This window comes from Vibrio sp. C8, assembly GCF_054051265.1.
Genome location: NZ_JBPAOE010000003.1, coordinates 86,340 through 102,936, shown reverse-complemented (window position 1 = coordinate 102,936; position 16,597 = coordinate 86,340). Strand labels below are relative to the sequence as shown.

At 44.2% G+C, this 16,597-nt stretch carries 15 protein-coding genes; 8 read left to right on the top strand and 7 right to left on the bottom strand.

Annotation, left to right across the window (positions count from 1 at the left end):
* Nucleotides 1-161 precede the first annotated feature (161 nt).
* The 4 genes from ACRQQK_RS02105 to ACRQQK_RS02090 all read left to right on the top strand — a co-directional run bounded on the left by ACRQQK_RS02105 (nt 162) and on the right by ACRQQK_RS02090 (nt 4,926).
* A complete protein-coding gene (locus tag ACRQQK_RS02105) occupies nt 162-1,808 on the top strand; it encodes a methyl-accepting chemotaxis protein (RefSeq protein ID WP_457509855.1) in 1,647 nt (548 codons plus the stop codon).
* 179 nt (nt 1,809-1,987) lie between these two features.
* On the top strand, nt 1,988-3,124 hold the full coding sequence (gene chrA / locus ACRQQK_RS02100; protein WP_457509854.1) for a chromate efflux transporter: 1,137 nt from the start codon (nt 1,988-1,990) through the stop codon (nt 3,122-3,124).
* Nucleotides 3,125-3,177: 53 nt separating this feature from the next.
* Nucleotides 3,178-3,891: a helix-turn-helix domain-containing protein gene (locus ACRQQK_RS02095; protein WP_457509853.1), complete on the top strand. Its 714-nt coding sequence runs from the start codon at nt 3,178-3,180 to the stop codon at nt 3,889-3,891.
* A 99-nt stretch (nt 3,892-3,990) separates the two neighbouring features.
* Nucleotides 3,991-4,926 (top strand): DMT family transporter, encoded by a 936-nt coding sequence (locus ACRQQK_RS02090; protein ID WP_457509852.1) that lies wholly within the window; start codon nt 3,991-3,993, stop codon nt 4,924-4,926.
* Here the strand turns inward: ACRQQK_RS02090 and ACRQQK_RS02085 are convergent.
* Entirely contained in the window at nt 4,844-6,280 is a 1,437-nt protein-coding gene (locus ACRQQK_RS02085; protein ID WP_457509851.1) for an aminotransferase-like domain-containing protein, read from the bottom strand. The genes ACRQQK_RS02090 and ACRQQK_RS02085 overlap by 83 nt on opposite strands.
* 100 nt (nt 6,281-6,380) lie before the next feature.
* Between ACRQQK_RS02085 and ACRQQK_RS02080 the strand changes: the two genes are divergently transcribed.
* Nucleotides 6,381-7,286 carry an EamA family transporter gene (locus ACRQQK_RS02080; protein WP_457509850.1) on the top strand — a complete coding sequence of 302 codons (906 nt, stop codon included), beginning with the start codon at nt 6,381-6,383 and terminating at the stop codon, nt 7,284-7,286.
* A 110-nt stretch (nt 7,287-7,396) separates the two neighbouring features.
* On the top strand, nt 7,397-7,711 hold the full coding sequence (locus ACRQQK_RS02075; protein ID WP_457509849.1) for a hypothetical protein: 315 nt from the start codon (nt 7,397-7,399) through the stop codon (nt 7,709-7,711).
* 50 nt (nt 7,712-7,761) lie between these two features.
* On the opposite strand, the gene leuE is transcribed toward ACRQQK_RS02075, so the two are convergent.
* From leuE to ACRQQK_RS02055, 4 genes are all read right to left on the bottom strand, one after another.
* Entirely contained in the window at nt 7,762-8,403 is a 642-nt protein-coding gene (leuE, locus tag ACRQQK_RS02070; protein ID WP_457509848.1) for a leucine efflux protein LeuE, read from the bottom strand.
* Nucleotides 8,404-8,504: 101 nt separating this feature from the next.
* The gene (locus ACRQQK_RS02065) at nt 8,505-9,245 is read right to left on the bottom strand and encodes a DeoR/GlpR family DNA-binding transcription regulator (RefSeq protein WP_102962538.1); all 741 of its coding nucleotides are present in this window, start codon (nt 9,243-9,245) and stop codon (nt 8,505-8,507) included.
* 75 nt (nt 9,246-9,320) lie between these two features.
* The gene (locus ACRQQK_RS02060; RefSeq protein WP_457509847.1) at nt 9,321-11,744 is read right to left on the bottom strand and encodes a formate C-acetyltransferase/glycerol dehydratase family glycyl radical enzyme; all 2,424 of its coding nucleotides are present in this window, start codon (nt 11,742-11,744) and stop codon (nt 9,321-9,323) included.
* A 2-nt stretch (nt 11,745-11,746) separates the two neighbouring features.
* A complete protein-coding gene (locus ACRQQK_RS02055) occupies nt 11,747-12,646 on the bottom strand; it encodes a glycyl-radical enzyme activating protein (protein ID WP_457509846.1) in 900 nt (299 codons plus the stop codon).
* Nucleotides 12,647-12,821: 175 nt separating this feature from the next.
* Here ACRQQK_RS02055 and ACRQQK_RS02050 point away from each other — a divergent pair, with 175 nt between their 5' ends.
* On the top strand, nt 12,822-13,496 hold the full coding sequence (locus ACRQQK_RS02050) for a fructose-6-phosphate aldolase (RefSeq protein WP_102954824.1): 675 nt from the start codon (nt 12,822-12,824) through the stop codon (nt 13,494-13,496).
* A gap of 34 nt (nt 13,497-13,530) precedes the next feature.
* Here ACRQQK_RS02050 and ACRQQK_RS02045 read toward each other — a convergent pair whose 3' ends face one another.
* Complete coding sequence (locus ACRQQK_RS02045; protein WP_457509845.1) at nt 13,531-14,142, bottom strand: HutD/Ves family protein; 612 nt, start codon at nt 14,140-14,142, stop codon at nt 13,531-13,533.
* Nucleotides 14,135-15,520 carry a formimidoylglutamate deiminase gene (locus ACRQQK_RS02040; protein WP_457509844.1) on the bottom strand — a complete coding sequence of 462 codons (1,386 nt, stop codon included), beginning with the start codon at nt 15,518-15,520 and terminating at the stop codon, nt 14,135-14,137. The genes ACRQQK_RS02045 and ACRQQK_RS02040 overlap by 8 nt, the downstream gene beginning before the upstream one ends.
* Nucleotides 15,521-15,762: 242 nt before the next feature.
* On the opposite strand from ACRQQK_RS02040, the gene hutG reads away from it, so the two are divergent.
* Nucleotides 15,763-16,575 carry an N-formylglutamate deformylase gene (hutG, locus tag ACRQQK_RS02035; protein ID WP_457509843.1) on the top strand — a complete coding sequence of 271 codons (813 nt, stop codon included), beginning with the start codon at nt 15,763-15,765 and terminating at the stop codon, nt 16,573-16,575.
* Nucleotides 16,576-16,597: the final 22 nt, after the last annotated feature.

Here is a 16,597-nt window from a genome sequence, read left to right as displayed (position 1 = left end):
CATTTAAATTTATGAAAATTCTATAATTCCTCGCAATCTAAGCATGTCGTCCTGCAAAACTGTGTCCACATTCACATCCGATTAAAAATCCACCGTTTTAATTATTGGCAAATTGGTAAAGTCCTTACCCATAACAGCAACAGACATGGACACTTACCGTTATGCTCATCAATAATTTCACATTAAAAACCCGTTTGCTTATTACTGTCACCATTCCCTGCTTGGCGTTAATTACGGTTGGCTTACAAAGCCTTAATTCAATGGATTCCATCGATAAGAAAACCGAAGCGATGTACTTAAACACTGCAGCACCAATGCGTGCCATAGCAGAAACGGCGTCTAGAATTCCAAGAATGCGTGTAGGAATAGATATGATGCTGCTACAGGAAACCGCCCTTCGTGATGCCAAAGGCATTGCTACACGCGTCAAAGAAGCAAGAACAGAAGACATACCTGAAATGAGAGTGGCTTTAGATGACGCAGTTAAAGCCCAGTCTGATTTAGTGCTTAAAGAGCGCGTTCAAAAACTCGCAGATGCATTTGAGGTGGTAGTGAAAGACGAACTCAACCCCATGCTCGACGCTTTGGACAAAGGTGACCTACCTACTGCACAACAAATCTACCGTGACAAATACGCGAAAAGTTACGGTGTAATGAGAAAGGAAGCCAATGTTATATTGGATACCTTGTTACAACAGGCAGAGGTACAGAACTCACTCAGTCACGAAACTTATATTTCGAACCGTAATACACTGATTGTGATCAGCATTATTGGACTGCTGGCTTCATTCATTATCTCGTCGTCCATCGTGCTGAATCTTCGCAGACGTGTCACCTATCTGCGTGAAACCATGAACAATGCAGCACAGGATATGGCATTGAATACCCGAATCGAAGTCGAGGGCAGAGATGAGCTGACCCATATCGCGTACAGCTTCAACCAATTCATTGAGAAGGTTCATACCTCAATGGTTCAAGTGGCAAGAAATTCACGTGATTTGGCCGAAATGGCTGGCAACGTCTCTGAACGTGCAGACCATACTCGCCATAACTGCACTTCGCAAAGAGATCGCACCGTTCAAGTATCTACCGCAATTCATCAATTAGGTGCGACCGTTGAAGAGATTGCTGCCAATGCCTCACAGGCTGCAGAAGCCGCAAACGAAGCAACGCATCAATCCAGCGATGGGCGTAATGTGGTCGGTCAGGCACGTGAGCAAATTGGTGAACTGTCGAGAGAACTCGAAGAAGCGACAGAGATTGTTCAGTCGCTAGCGAAACAAGTCGACGATATCAGCTTAACTTTGGACACTATTCGCAACATCTCTGATCAAACAAACTTACTGGCACTTAATGCGGCGATTGAAGCAGCGCGCGCCGGAGAACAAGGGCGCGGTTTCGCTGTTGTGGCCGACGAAGTTCGTACACTTGCTAGTCGCTCAGCGCAATCAACCGAAGAAATCCAAAACATCATCGATCGATTGCAGACTGAATCTCGTAGAGCAGTTAATGCTATGGATAAAGGACGAAATCAAAGTAACTTAGTTGTCGGCTTTGCCGATAACGCCACGACTTCTCTGGGACAGATCAGCAGTCACATTGAACAAATCAACGCGCAGAACATTCAAGTTGCGACAGCCACTGAAGAGCAATCGACCGTTGTTGTCGATATCAATCGAAATCTGGAAGAGATTAACCAACTGACTTCTGAAACCACAGATATTTCAGAACAACTTAATCAGTCCAGCACTCATTTGCAAAAACTCTCCTCTGAGCTCGACAAGCTGGTGGGTAACTTCAGACTTTAGCCAAGAATCATAAAATAAACCACACCAAGCCATTACTGGGCAAAGCAGAAGATGAATTTCTGATACATTCGGTAATGGCTTTTTACATTAAATAATTGTGAATTATTAACGAGATAGGTTGAAATTGGAGCTTGCTTTAGATATTCATGGCGCAACAACGATAAAGGAAGCTTATTTACATGTTCACTATCTTCAAAACCTTCTTCTGGTTAGGTTGGATTAGCTTCGGCGGCCCAGCGGCTCACATTGGTTATTTTCGCCAAACCTTCGTTGAAAAACTCAGATGGTTAGACGACAACGAATATGCTCAGATAGTGGCACTCAGCCAGTTTTTACCCGGGCCAGGTTCTAGTCAGGTCGGTTTTTCAATTGGCTATAAACGTGGTGGTTTACTCGGAGCCACAGCCGCATTCATCGGCTTCACTGCCCCTTCGATCATTCTGATGCTGATTCTTGCTTTAGTGAGCAGTCAGATCACCGATACTACTCTGTTCCACAACATCGTACACGGGCTTAAACTGCTTGCTGTGGTTGTGGTAGCCGATGCAACTTGGGGAATGTACAAGAACTTCTGCTCAACCAAACTCTCGGCAGGTTTAGCCCTTTTCACAGCAAGCATGCTGCTGATTGTTCCAAGTATTACCACGCAACTTTTGGTATTAATTTTGGCGGCTGTTATCGGCGCAATCTATATCAAAGGTGACACAGCCAAAGCACAAAGTTCATTCAAACCCAGCTATGTGCCGTTACTGTTGTTTGTTGCCATTTTGATTGGCACTTCTTTGCTATCGAGTCATCCAAGCGTCCAGTTGTTCGGTGATTTCTTCCAAGCGGGTAGCTTAGTGTTTGGTGGCGGACATGTCGTTCTGCCATTGCTGCAAAATCTTGTAGGCGATCAGCTTAGTCAAGATACGTTTCTAACGGGTTACGCGGCAGCTCAGGCAGTGCCGGGGCCGATGTTCACTTTCGCGACGTATTTAGGTTACGCTTTAATGCCCAACGCTCCAGTTTTGGGAGCATTGTTAGCGAATATAGCGGTGTTCCTACCCGGTTTCTTACTGCTGTTAGCGGTGTTGAAGAACTGGCATGCACTGGCAGATAACCCCACAATTTCAGGTGCGCTGAACGGCGTAAATGCTTCCGTAGTTGGTTTACTGGCCGCAGCACTATACCAACCGGTATTAACCAGCGCGGTGTTTAATGCAACCGACATTGCCTTGGTATTGGTTGGCTTTTATCTGCTTAAGCAGCTTAAGTTACCCATCGTTGTATGTGTCGCATTCTTCATTGTTGCAGGGGCAGCTTTAGGGATATAGTGTCCTCACGTTTTTGCTAAGGTCAGATGATCTTTAATATCGAAAATTGATGAATGCTTAATTCCAACTCTCTCTCAATTCGCTCATACAGCCGTCAAAAGAACGGGCATAGCCACGATTTTCATCAGTTGGTTTTGCCTGTTCGTGGTGTCATTAACATTGAAGTCGAAGCATTTAAAGGTGCAGTAAGGCCCGGAGAGTGCGTTGTTGTTCGCGCAAATGAAATGCATTATTTCGCGGCAGAAACAGAAGCGCGTTTTGTGGTGGCCGATCTAGAACATCTGCCACCACACATTTTAGATTCTGACACTATCGTCTTTTCAATCAGCCCACCCTTAATGCACTATTTGAGCTTTATAGAAGAGCAACTGAAGTATCAAGTGAATACACAAATTGAACAACTGATGTTAACCACTTTCTCGCTTTTGCTTAGTGAACAACAAATACTTAAGCAGTTCGACCATAGGATCAGGAAAGTTCAAGAATATATCGAAGCCCATCTCGCCCAGCCGCTTTCGATTACTCAACTGGCGACAATTGCTTTTTTAAGTCCAACTCAGTTAAAAAAGCTGTTCAAAGAGCAAACGGCTTTAACGGTTATCCAATACATTACTCACAAGCGAATGGAAAAAGCACAAGCGTTGCTTATCCATACTGACTACCCTATTCAAATCGTTGCGGAATCTGTGGGCTATGCCGACCACAGTGCTTTTAGCCGCCGTTTTTCGCAACATTTTGGTCTTCCTCCCTCAAAGTTAACCCGTTAAGTCCGTCTTCACTGCCAACACAAGCGTCCAATCTGCACAAACAAAATATGAAAATACGCATACCATTTCACTCGTATTAAGTCAGTTAATGGAGTGGCTATGTTGAAGAGTAATACCAATATCAGCGGAATATTCGCCGTTGTTTTAGCGAGTGTGTTCTGGGGAACAACCGGAACCGCCGCCAGTTTCGCGTCAGATATTAGCCCTCTTGCCATCGGTGCATCAGCCATGGGTGGCGGTGGCTTATTGCTGCTGATTAATGCCCGAAAGAAGCTGACCAAAGATATCGCCACACTGGTAAGAAACTACAAGCTTCTGTTATGTGGCGGCGCAGCTGTGGCTATCTACCCTCTAGCTTTTTATTCCTCAATGCGTTTTTCAGGCGTGGCGATTGGGACATTAATCTCTATTGCCAGCGCCCCTTTCTTTACGGTTCTTCTTGAGCGTCTAATCAGCAAAAAATCAATATCACTACACTGGGTGATTTCTTTTATTGTGGGTGCAATAGGAATCGTGTTACTCACGCTGGGTAAACAAGACGGCTCATACTCTGCCGAAGCCTCTCTGCTGCACTTAATCGGCATAGGGCTGGGACTTATCGCCGCGTTAACTTACGCAACGTATTCATGGGCGGCTCGCGGCATGATTGAACGAGGGGTGAGTTCTCAGTCAGCGATGGCGAGTATGTTTGGTTTAGCTGCCACACTATTGCTGCCGTCATTGTGGGTGACTGGTGACAACCTTTTTGCCGATGCAAAGCATACGGCTGTGGTGATCTATATGGCAACCATACCTATGTTTTTAGGCTATCTGCTGTTTGGTCATGCACTAAAACAATTGGAGGCCAGTACCGCAACATTGATCACTCTGCTAGAACCTGCTGTTGCCACTTTGTTTGCCGTGAGTTTAGTCGGCGAAAGGTTCTCTCTTATTGGCTGGTATGGCTTAGCGTTTATTGTTGTTTGCTTGTTGCTGCAAGTTGTTCCGTTTTCAACATCGCGACTTGGCAAGAATCCTGCGGCAGACAGTTATTAATCAGCGTTATAAGTTTACTCAGTAAATGCTCAATTTCCTTGTTTAGAGCAAACCCAATATTTATTCGAACACAATCATCGTAGCGTTGCGATTCGGTAAATACACTGCCAACCCGTATATCCATACTGGATTTAATCGCCTCGGCATTGAGTTTATCTGACTTTAAACCAGCAACCTGAAGCCAAAGTACCAGACCACCATCAGGTTGAGTAATGCGGCTGTTTTTCGGCAGATGCTGTGCTAAGAAACGGGTGTAATCTTGCTTGTTGATCGCCAGTTGATGTCTGGTGCGCTTGAGATGTCGGCTGTAAGCGCCAGTTTGAATGAAGTCGGCTATCGCAGTTTGAATAAGCGTGGGTACGCCTTCGTACTGCTGAGTATATTTTGCAACGAATTTACCCGGCCGGCACCAACCCAAACGGTAACTTGGTGAAAGAGTCTTAGAGAAAGAGCCACACCAAATCACATAACCACTTTCATCGTAATAGGCCGTCGGCAAATGCAATTTATCCGAATGATTCAGTTCGAAATACACGTCATCTTCAATCACAGGAATTTGATACTGGCTTGCGAGCAAACTTAAGCGCTGTTTCTGTTTAGCCGACATGGTAATGCCTTGCGGGTTCATATGCGTGGTGCAAAACAGCCCCGCTTGCGCTTGCTTGTTTTGAAACAGTCGCTCCAGAGCATCGAGATCGATGCCATCTTCTACAGATGGAATCTCAATGACTTTTAAACCCAAGTTAGCAAGTAATTCCAACAACCCGTTAAAGCACGGTGAGCTGACTGCAACGGTATCTCCAACATTAACGCAAATTTGCAATGCTGTTTTTACTGCATCCATACAACCATGTGTAATCACCAGTTCATCCGGGCGTAATGCAAATCCCAACTGACTGAAATGAGAGCACAAAGCTTCCCGCAGAACAGGTTCACCCTGTTTATTTGGATACTGTGTCAATCTGGATGGCGATTGCGTCATGACGCGGCGAAAACTCTTGTCCAACGCACGTTGTGCTGTGACATCCAACTCAATACAAGCGATGCCTAGTGGGCCCGATTTTACTTGAGGTTTAATACGTGGCCTAACATTTGTCGCAAGCTGAGTCGCAAATCGCGGCCAAGATGGCGTAGCCACAACAGGCGTTTGTGAACAGATAAAAAAGCCCGACTGAGGACGAGCTTCCAGCCATCCTCTCTGTTCTAGCTCTTGATAGCAACTTACCGCCGTCGAAACACTCACATCATGCTGTTTGGCAAACAAACGTAGTGAAAGCATACGGTCACCATGCTTAAGTTTGGTGGACTGAATATCTTCAATGATCTTCTCTGCTAACTGTTTGTATTTCTGCATAGCGATAAATTGTACTGATTAAATTTCCAAAAATTGTATCTGTACTGGTTTCATTACTCAAGCAATACTCTGATCATATTGTGAACACTAGGAGTTTATTGTGCAGGGAAAACATTTATTACTCGTTATTGGGGTTATGGTCATTTGGGGCGTGAATTTTTCCGCTATCAAACTCGGTGTAAACCAACTCGATCCTTTTTTGATTGCGGCTGCTCGATTCATACTTGCGACTTTTCCCATCATCTTTTTTGTTAAAAAACCTAACGTCCCAATCAAATACTTAATGGCTTACGGTTTAGTCTTCGGCACAGGTATTTGGGGAATGGCGTACTGCTCCATTGCTTTTGGGCTTTCATCGGGAATGGCCTCTGTTTTGCTGCAACTGGACGTGTTAACCAGTATCGCGGTAGGCGCTTTGCTTTATAAAGAAATCATCACCAAACAGATGTGGTTTGGGATTATAGCGGCACTGATTGGTTTAACTCTGTCGATTATCTATACCAATGGCAACATCACCTTGCTGGGTTTTGTTTTCATTCTTATTGCTGCCATTTGCTGGCCTATGATGGGCGTGATTATCCGCCATTCAGGCACCAAAGCGCCCTTCGCCTTTAACATCTGGGGAATGTTGTTTGCACCTATCCCGCTTGTTCTGCTGAGCATTGCCATTAACGGAGTGGAAGGCCTTATCACCACTTACGAGCAGTGGAATGGCAGTGCATGGTTCTCGGTACTGTTTCAAGCCTACCCGACCACCCTATTCGGCTACTGGGTTTGGAACAAAATGGTACTCAGCTATCCAATGTCTAAGCTTGCACCGCTAACCCTATTAACCAGTGTGTTTGCTTTGCTGAGCGGATATCTGTTCTTTGCTGAAACACTCTCCACCGTTCAGTGGATTTCGTGCACGCTATTTTTAGCAGGTATTGTGGCTGTGCTCTATCCGAGCAAAGAGAAGCCGAATACCAGCATTGGAAAATCTAAATATCGGCGCATTCCTACTTAATAGTGACATGGTTTATCTGTATACTTGACGGCTGTTTATCACTCGTGCAGCCAAGTTTCAGAGCTTGCCTAGTGGTAAGAAAACCAGATTAACCAAATGCGGAGAACTTGATGACTGAGCAAAATGTTGGGCAGATTCTCAAAGCCTTCAACAGTATTGAAGCCAAAATTGAACAACAAAACAGTGCTTTAAGAGAGCTCAATCTGAAAGTGAAAACGTTGGAAAGCCAAAACAAACAATTGGCACAAATGATTAATAAGCTTCAAACCCCGGCGGCGCCAAAAAACGATGTTGAGCAGGTCGCGCTAAACAAACAGTTTCAGGCTAGCGTTGCGAAAAGCTTGGATTCGATTGAAGACAAATCGAAGAAAGCGATAGAGCTGATTAAAGCGAACGCAGGCGGCAAGAAACGCGCTTGGCCGTAAAAATTCAAAAGGCTGCAAAATGCAGCCTTTTTCAATTCCAAACCATCCGGTTAACTCAAGCTCGCCAAACGAGCTGCGAATCCCATAAAGAACATACCTAACAAGCCATTACCTAGGTTCGCTAATGCTTTGTTGTTCTTAAACAGTTGAGTGAGTGATGTGCCTAAGAAGATAAGAGCACTTAAATACACAATGCTGAACACTTCCAAAATGGTCGCCAGAATCAGATAGGAAGCCCACGTGTGCTCGTAGTTGTAATCAATAAATTGAATGAAAAACGAGACATAAAAAAGAATCGCTTTTGGGTTAGTCAAACTCAGGGTCAGTGACTTAGCAAATACGTTCTCTTTTTTCTTAGGACGAGCAATATCATCACCATCGTCACTCTTTTTACTCATCAATTGATGAAGGATTTTAATACCCAAGTACAAAAGATACGCTGCGCCAAGGTAACGGATGATGGTAAACAACATAGGTGAAGCTTGAATCAAAGACGCAATACCCAAGTAAGAAAGCAGGATCAAAATAGCGTCACCCAGTAAAACGCCAGAAGCCGCTTTATAACCAGCCTTCACACCTAGTGATGAACTCGATTTCAATACATAAAGCGAGTTTGGGCCTGGCGCAAGAATGATCATTGTCAAACCTACCAAATATGTCCAAATATTGATAACGCCAAACGCTTCTAACATCTTGTCCTCGACTTAACTATTCAACTTCTCAATCTGTATAACCAAAACAACGCACCATGTCTATATGTCACACAATACTTTATGCATACTTCGTATCGCAATTAACCGAGGATAACCTCAATACCTTGTTGTTTTAAAAAGCTAAGGTCGCTTTGCGAAGCGTTATTATCAGTAAGAAGAATAGATATCTGGTCAAAACGTCCAATGGTCGAAGGGTATATCTGTCCGAACTTACTCGAGTCGGTCAATATGATATTTCGACGCTGTTTCGCCAATATTGTCGAGGCAATATCCGCGCGCATCATGTCCCGACTGGTAAAGCCCGTATCTTGATGAAAGCCATCCACGCCCAAAAATGCGGTACTAAAATGGATATTTTCAATACACAGCTTGGTTAACGGGCCAACGAGACTTTCACCTTGATGCTGATATACCCCGCCGAGCAATATGATATTGGCTGAGGTATTACGAATGAGGTGTGCGATATAGGCCGACGGAGTAACAATTGTAACGTCGCCACGCTCTGCAAGGGTTCTCGCTAACAAAGCATTTGCGCTTCCACCTTCGATTAGCACAGTTTCATTACGCGCAACCAAATCTGCGGCTTTATTGGCTAGAGATTGTTTGATATTGAAATGAACCTCCAAGCGGTTATCTATATCATCACTTTGCAGAGTGGTCGCCGCACCATGAACTCGTTTGAGATAACCTTCCTGCTCCAGAAAATTCAAATCTTGACGGATGGTAACGCCAGACACACCAATAAGCTCGACAAGTTCTGTCACTTGAACTCGTTTACGGTCATTAACCAACTGTACTATTTGATTTTGTCTAGCGTTCATAACATTGCTCTAAAATAAAAAGAGGCTCCATTATAGAACCTCTTCTTTTCATTTGAAACCAAAGTGAAAGTTTAATTACAACTCATGTTCCGTACGAGCAATGATATCGTCCTGCGCATCCGGTGACAGCGCTGTAAAGAAAGCGGAGTAACCTGCAACTCGAACAACCAAATCTCGGTATTGTTCTGGGTTCTTCTTCGCCGCCAATAAAGTCTCACGCGATACAATGTTGTATTGAACATGCCAGCCTTTGTGATGGTTAAAGAAGGTACGAATTAACATTGATAGCTTCAGTTTATCGCTTTCAGATTCAACAGCCGCAGGGCTTAACTTCTGATTAAGCAGTACGCCGCCTAAAATCTTATTGGCTTGGATCTTAGCGACAGAATTATAAACCGCAGTTGGCCCAAGTTGATCTGAGCCAGAAGCAGGGCTAGCGCCTTCCGCCAGTGGTGTTTTGGCTTTTCGGCCATCAGGAGTAGCCATGGTAGAGGCGCCAAACGGGACATTGGCAGAAATACTTGAAGTACCTGCGTAGTAACCACCACCTATCGGTCCACGTCCATGACGTGTATTCACAAAGTTGTCGAGTTCATCAATGTATACCTGATAAGCTTGCGCAAGTAGTGAGTCGACAGAATCATCGTCGTTACCATACTTAGGTGCAAAGTTGATAAGACGCTGACGTAGCTGTTCTTGTTCAGAACTTGCGAAATTATCAGCAAGAGCTTTAGCCAGCTCAGGTTGTGAAATCTGAGCGTCATCAAAGACCATGTGTTTAATCGCAGCAAGGCTATTACCTAAGTTAGCAATACCCACTTGCAGTCCCGATACCCAATCGTATTTTGCTCCGCCCTCTTTTACGGTTTTGCCTCGCTCTAAACAGCTATCGACCAACGACGAACAGAAAATATCGTGAGCTTGTTGCTCAAGCACAGTATCCACAACGGTATCAATTTCGATAGATTTACGAGTGTAGTAGCGGATTTGTTCTGCCCATGATGCCATCACTTCATCGAAGTTAGCGAAGCTGCCTTCCGCCAGCGATTTCTCGTGCGCTAAGAAGGTTTTACCTGAACTCGCATCTTCGCCCTTGTTCAATGCTGCAAGCAAAATTCGGGCGAAGTTAATAAAGCTCATTCCCGTACAACGGTAGCCCCATTTCCCCGGTACCGCCGTCTCTATACAACCAATAGAGGCATAGTTGTAAGCATCTTCTTTCTCTACCCCCAGCTTAATGAATTCAGGGATAACAATTTCATCATTATTAAATGCTGGCATTCCAAAACCGCATTTAATCACTTCAATACAACCCATTAAGAACTCTTGATTTAGCCCCTCGTGATAGCGAACGCTCAAATTAGGTTGTGTTGAACGAAGCTGACCACAAGATTCCAGAATCGCCCACGACAGAGGATTAACCGCATCTTCTGGTTCGCCGTTCGCATTGAGTTTTTGCCCACCAATACAGACGTTTTGATACAGAGGAGAACCCGCTGACGCTTTAGAGTGCGCGCCCGAACGGATCTTGTTCACTTCTAACAATTTCAGCCAGCAACTTTGTAGTAACTCAAGCGCAAAGCCTTTCTCAAGCTTACCGCTCTCCAAATCAGCAACATAGAATCGATTAAGGAACTGATCCATTCGACCAAACGAAACCGAGTGTCCGTTTGATTCGATTTGTAGCATCAGCTGAACAAAATAAGACAGTTGCATAGCTTGCCAGAAGTTCTGTGGGGCGTGGTAAGCCACGTGACGACAGTTTTCAGCGATAGCTTCCAACTCGGCTTTACGTTCTGGACGGGATTCGGCTAGCGCCATTTCCGCGGCCAGTGTGGCATAGCTAGCCATATGCTCTTGTATCGCTAAAAGCACGATTTCTGTCGCTTTGTAGAATTGCTCCTTTCTAAGCCCCTCGAATGTCGATATGTCATTGTGAGATCTTAATTCGCGAACTTCTGCAACTAACCCATTCATGCCTATTTTGAGAATTTTCTCGTTATCCACCGCAAGGTGAGCGTCACCTGAAGTCATGTTACCTTCAGCTTTGATGATGGTTGTTGCGAGGATATCTTGCTGCTCATCCGTAAACAGGCCGTAACAGCGATCTTGCACTGTCTTACCTCGCCAATATGGCGTCAGAGAATGAATTATCTCTTTATCTTGTTCAGTAACCGCAAAACCAGCTCCGGGTCTATCGGCCAAGTCGTCAATCTCTGCTTCTATCCAACGAACGGTGTACTCAGGGAAAATCGGTGCGGCTCTTAGCTTACTCGCTTGGTTACCAACAATTAGCTCATCATTTTTAATCCAGATAGTACGAGTTTCAAGGTGCTCTTTAAGTGCAAGAGCGCGTTGAATAATCACAGGTTTATCTTCATTTTCGGCGTATGCGCGTGTATATGCTTGGGCTCGCTCGGTACAAACCGGAGGCGTAACAATATTAATCAGTTCCGATTTGTGCGCTTTAATTCGCTCAGGTAAGTAATTTAAATCCATGATTAGCCTCTCACAGTGACATTGAGTTGAGTATGTTTACGCGCGTATTGTTGAGCTCTCTCTAAAAGTTGAGGGTTGCTCAGCGGTTTGTTTGAGCACAAGTACGGCATATCCAATAAACGGTATTTGTTGATCCCTAGCGTGTGGTAGGACAACAAGTGAAGTTCTTTGCAGCTTTGTAGAGAAGCAGCAAAGTCGATAATTTGTTTGAGTTCTTGGTCTGTATCGTTGAACTCCGGCACAACAGGTACACGGATAACGATGCGCTTGGCGATAGAATCTAACTTGCGGAAATTGTCCTTGATGCGCTTAAGTGAACCTTTAGCCCATTGATTGAATTTCACCTCTTCGGTGTGTTTTAAATCGGCTAACCAGCAATCAATAAAAGGCGCGACTTTTTCAACGTTTTTCCAAGGTGCGTGCATACAGGATTCAATTGCAGTAGAGACATTGTTTTGCTTCAGTTTTTTGGCAATATCGGCAACCAAATCCGCTTGCATCAAGGGTTCGCCACCAGAAAACGTAACGCCTCCAGAGCTTTGGTCATAAAAGGGTTTGTCTTTAATCAATTCTTTGAACAGTTGTTCAGCATCTGCTTCTTGCCCACACACGGTTAGCGCTTGTGTCGGGCAGATATTGTTTAGTTCTGCGAGATCTTCATCGGTAAGCAAATCTCTATCAATCGAAATAACACCGTCTTGTTTGCTGATTGCCGAGCACGCTTTACTGCATATGTCACAATCCTGTAGGCAGACTCTATGATCAAACAACAGCGAACGTTTTTCACTACGACTTTCAGGATTCTGGCACCAAGGACAAGCAAGCGAACATCCCTTCAAGAAAAGGATAGAACGGATTCCATCACCATCATGGGTTGAAAATCGTTGAATGTTGAAATACATGCCTTTCACCTAATAGCGCTAAATTCGATAATTTAGCTTTTTAAATTTTCCATATTTGAAATAATCAAACTTTCAAATGAAAGTTACATTGATCAAAATCAAAGGCTGGATAGGTAGTGTTCTTTATAGTTATGACAACGATGAAACTGAGATCTCGAACAGAGAGAGAAATATCATGATTGAACTGTACCTAGACACAGCCGATGTCGAACAGACAAAACGTTTTAACCAGTGCCTGCCATTGAAAGGAATTACCACTAATCCAAGTATTCTGGCCAAATCAAATCAAGGGTTAAAAGAGACGCTTCAAGGCATGCAACAAGCATTAGGTGGTACACCAAGATTCCATGCTCAAGTGGTCAGTTCTACAGCCCAAGAGATGTTGGAAGAAGCGCGCCAGATTAACGAACTGCCTTACGATATGGTGGTAAAAGTTCCAGCGACGGAAGTTGGTTTAACGGCAATTAAGTTAATGAAAAAAGAGGGAATTCAAGTTCTCGCCACTGCTATTTATTCAGCTCAACAAGGCTTTTTGGCCGCGCTATGCGGTGCTGATTACCTTGCGCCGTATGTAAACCGTATTGATGCAATGAATGGTAATGGCGTGGAAGTTGTTGCCGATCTTCAACTGCTTTTGGATCAAAATCAGTTGCCAGCAAAGATACTTGCTGCGAGTTTTAAAAATACTCAGCAGGCGATGGAAGTGATGAAACTTGGTATCGAAGCTATCACACTTCCTGTCGATGTTGCTGCTGCAATGTTTGCTCATCCAGCGGTTGCACCAGCGGTTGAGCAGTTCGATAAAGATTGGAAGGAAGCATTTGGTGATAAACTTTCATTTGAAAGCTAACTTATATAAAAATAACAATTGGCTGACCTTCTGGTCAGCTACTTGTATTAGCAGTAATAACAATAAAAACGCCACAACCATTTTTCAGCGCAATCTGACTATTCTGATGTAGAAGAACCGTGGCTTGATTTGGTATCGCAATACTTTGTTGTATCGCTTGCGACTGCACCAACAATTCACAATCACTGTTGGCATAGAAACCAGTGAACAGTGTGTTCGAATCGATAGTAATATCGCGAGATGCTTGAGAGAAAGCCGCTTCCACCTCCGAACTGGCTTTGCCTTCTCTCACCATAATGTTGAGATCTTCAATTGCCCCGTTTGATAGGGTCGCATAGGTACTATCACCACCAGCGAAATGCGCAACAGACAACACTTGTTCAAGGTTATGTTGATATTCTTTCTGTGCGTTTTTATGGGACAGAAGCATCCCGTTGCCTTTGAGCAAAACAAGCGTACGATGCAAACCAGAAAAATCTGAGAACGCACCATCTTCAACCACAGCAGCTTGGCTAACGCGATACAGCACCTCATCGTTTTCTCGACTCACCGCAATTTCTAGCGTTTCACCCAAACCATTTTTCCACGGCATGCGCAGATAGTCAGACTGAGGAATAACAGTAAACAAGCCTGTGTGATTAGACATCGTAAATCACCTTCTTAATCACTTTAGCGAACTCTGAACGGCTTATAACATCGAGCTCATGTCGACCTTCGCTAATCACTTGCTTGCCTGCAACAAACACATCTTTCACCACATTTTCGCTGCATGCGAACAACCAACGATTCAGTACGTCTTTTGATTCGCTTGCCCCAATAAACGGATGAGTATCATCAAGCACCATAAAGTCTGCACGGCGACCAACAGATAAGCCCAGCTCAACGCCACAAGATTGATTGCCGCCCAATAACGCTTGCTTAAACAGGTTATCACCAATGCTAGTTTGTTCGCCTCGGTATAGACGGTTACGTTGTTGATCACGAAGGCGTTGTCCGTATTCCAGAATACGCAATTCTTCAACGATCGACAGGCTCACATGGCTATCTGAACCGATACCCCAACGTCCATTCAAACATTCAAATTCAACGCCAGGGAAAATGCCATCACCCAAGTTTGCTTCTGTCGTCGGACATAATCCCACTACCGCTTTGCTGCTGGCAATTGCATTGAGTTCGTATTCATTCAGGTGTGTCGCGTGAATTAAGTTCCAACGCTCATTCAAACCTACATGTTCATGCAGCCATTCAACAGGGCGTTGACCGCTCCATGCCAAACAGTCATTCACTTCTTTCTGCTGTTCAGAAATATGAATGTGTACCACTTTGTTGCTGTCTAATGAGCTCAATACTTCTTTGATTTGCTGCTCTGTTACCGCACGTAGTGAATGGAAACAGATACCAAGGTTGTGCAGTTTAGAACCTGCTAAGGCTTGTTCACATTGACTTTGCAGTTCCAAATAAGAGTGTGACGAATTGATAAAGCGAGCTTGACCTTCGTTCGGAGCCTGCGCGCCAAAACCAGAATGAGAATACAGCACAGGTAGCAGCGTCAGACCAATACCAGAGCGATCCGCGGCATTGATTAACTGGTGAGACATCTCAGCTCGGTTGGCGTAGTGTTTACCCGCAACATCATTATGTAAGTAGTGGAATTCACCCACTTGGGTATAACCTGCTTTAAGCATGTCGATATAAAGCTGAGTCGCGATAACGTTGGCTTGTTCTGGCGAAAGTTTTTGTACAATTTTGTACATCAGATCGCGCCAACTCCAAAAGCTATCATTCGGGTTCAAACACACTTCTGCCATTCCCGCCATTACACGTTGGAAAGCATGTGAATGCACGTTTGCTAAGGTTGGCAATACTGGGCCAATAAGCTTTACAGCACCCTCAATAGCTGAAGTATCCGATTCGATACGAGTAAACACTCCATCGGTGACTTCGAAAGAGACATTGTTATGCCAACCATCAGCAAGCCAAGCTCGCTCAGCAAAGAAATAATGACGTGTTTGAGTCCCTGTCATGGTGAATTCCTAGTTCAAAAAAGTAATCACTTGCACTGTTTAAAATAAGTGTAATTTAGCTTTATATGTATATACAAGTTATATTTTACAACTCAATTCACCCACAGAAACAAGGGAATTCGATACAAGAAAAAGTGAGATAAACGCAATAATTAATTAACTTCTCACTTGCAACAACGTTTTATGACAGCTAGATTAACAAATGTATATACATTTAATAAAGATAACGGAGTATCTGTCAAATGAGTCAGCCAAATTGTGTGCGTTCACCATTCGAATTTCATCAAGGAAGCGTCCCTCTATTAGTGAGCATGCCTCACTCTGGTCTAGGTCTGACTCCAGAAGTTGAACAAGGTTTAACGCAAGCCGCAAAGAAACTTCCAGATACTGATTGGTTTATTCCAGAGCTTTATGAGTGCGTAAAAGAACTGGGTGCGAGTGTGATTTCAGCCAACTATTCTCGCTACGTGATTGACCTAAATCGACCAAGTGACGACAAGCCACTCTACACAACAAAAACGACAGGCTTGTTCCCAGAGATCCTTTTCGACTCAACTCCGGTTTTCGTTGATGGTAAAGCACCAAGCGAAAATGACCACGAACGCTACAAAGAACAGATTTGGCATCCATACCATTCCACTATTGAACAAGAACTCGCGCGCCTTAAATCCATTCACGGCTACGCAATCTTATTCGATGCTCACAGTATCGCCGCGCAAGTACCTATGTTGTTTGATGGAACGTTACCTGAGTTCAACTGGGGAACCAACCAAGGCGAATCATGCAGCAGCGCAATTGTAGATGCTGTGATGGGCGCTGTTTCTGACCGCTATAGCCAAGTAATCAACGGACGTTTCAAAGGCGGTTTCATCACTCGCGGATTTGGTAAACCGAGCGAAAACATTCACGCCATACAGCTTGAAATGTCACAAGACACTTATGTAAACAATGACGCGCTCACTCAAGGGAGATACGAGTTGGATGCGGACAAAGCCATCGCAATTAAATCGCAACTTAACGCGATTTTAAGTGCTGTTCTAAAGGCAAAGATTTAACTGTTCAAAGCAATAAACCTAA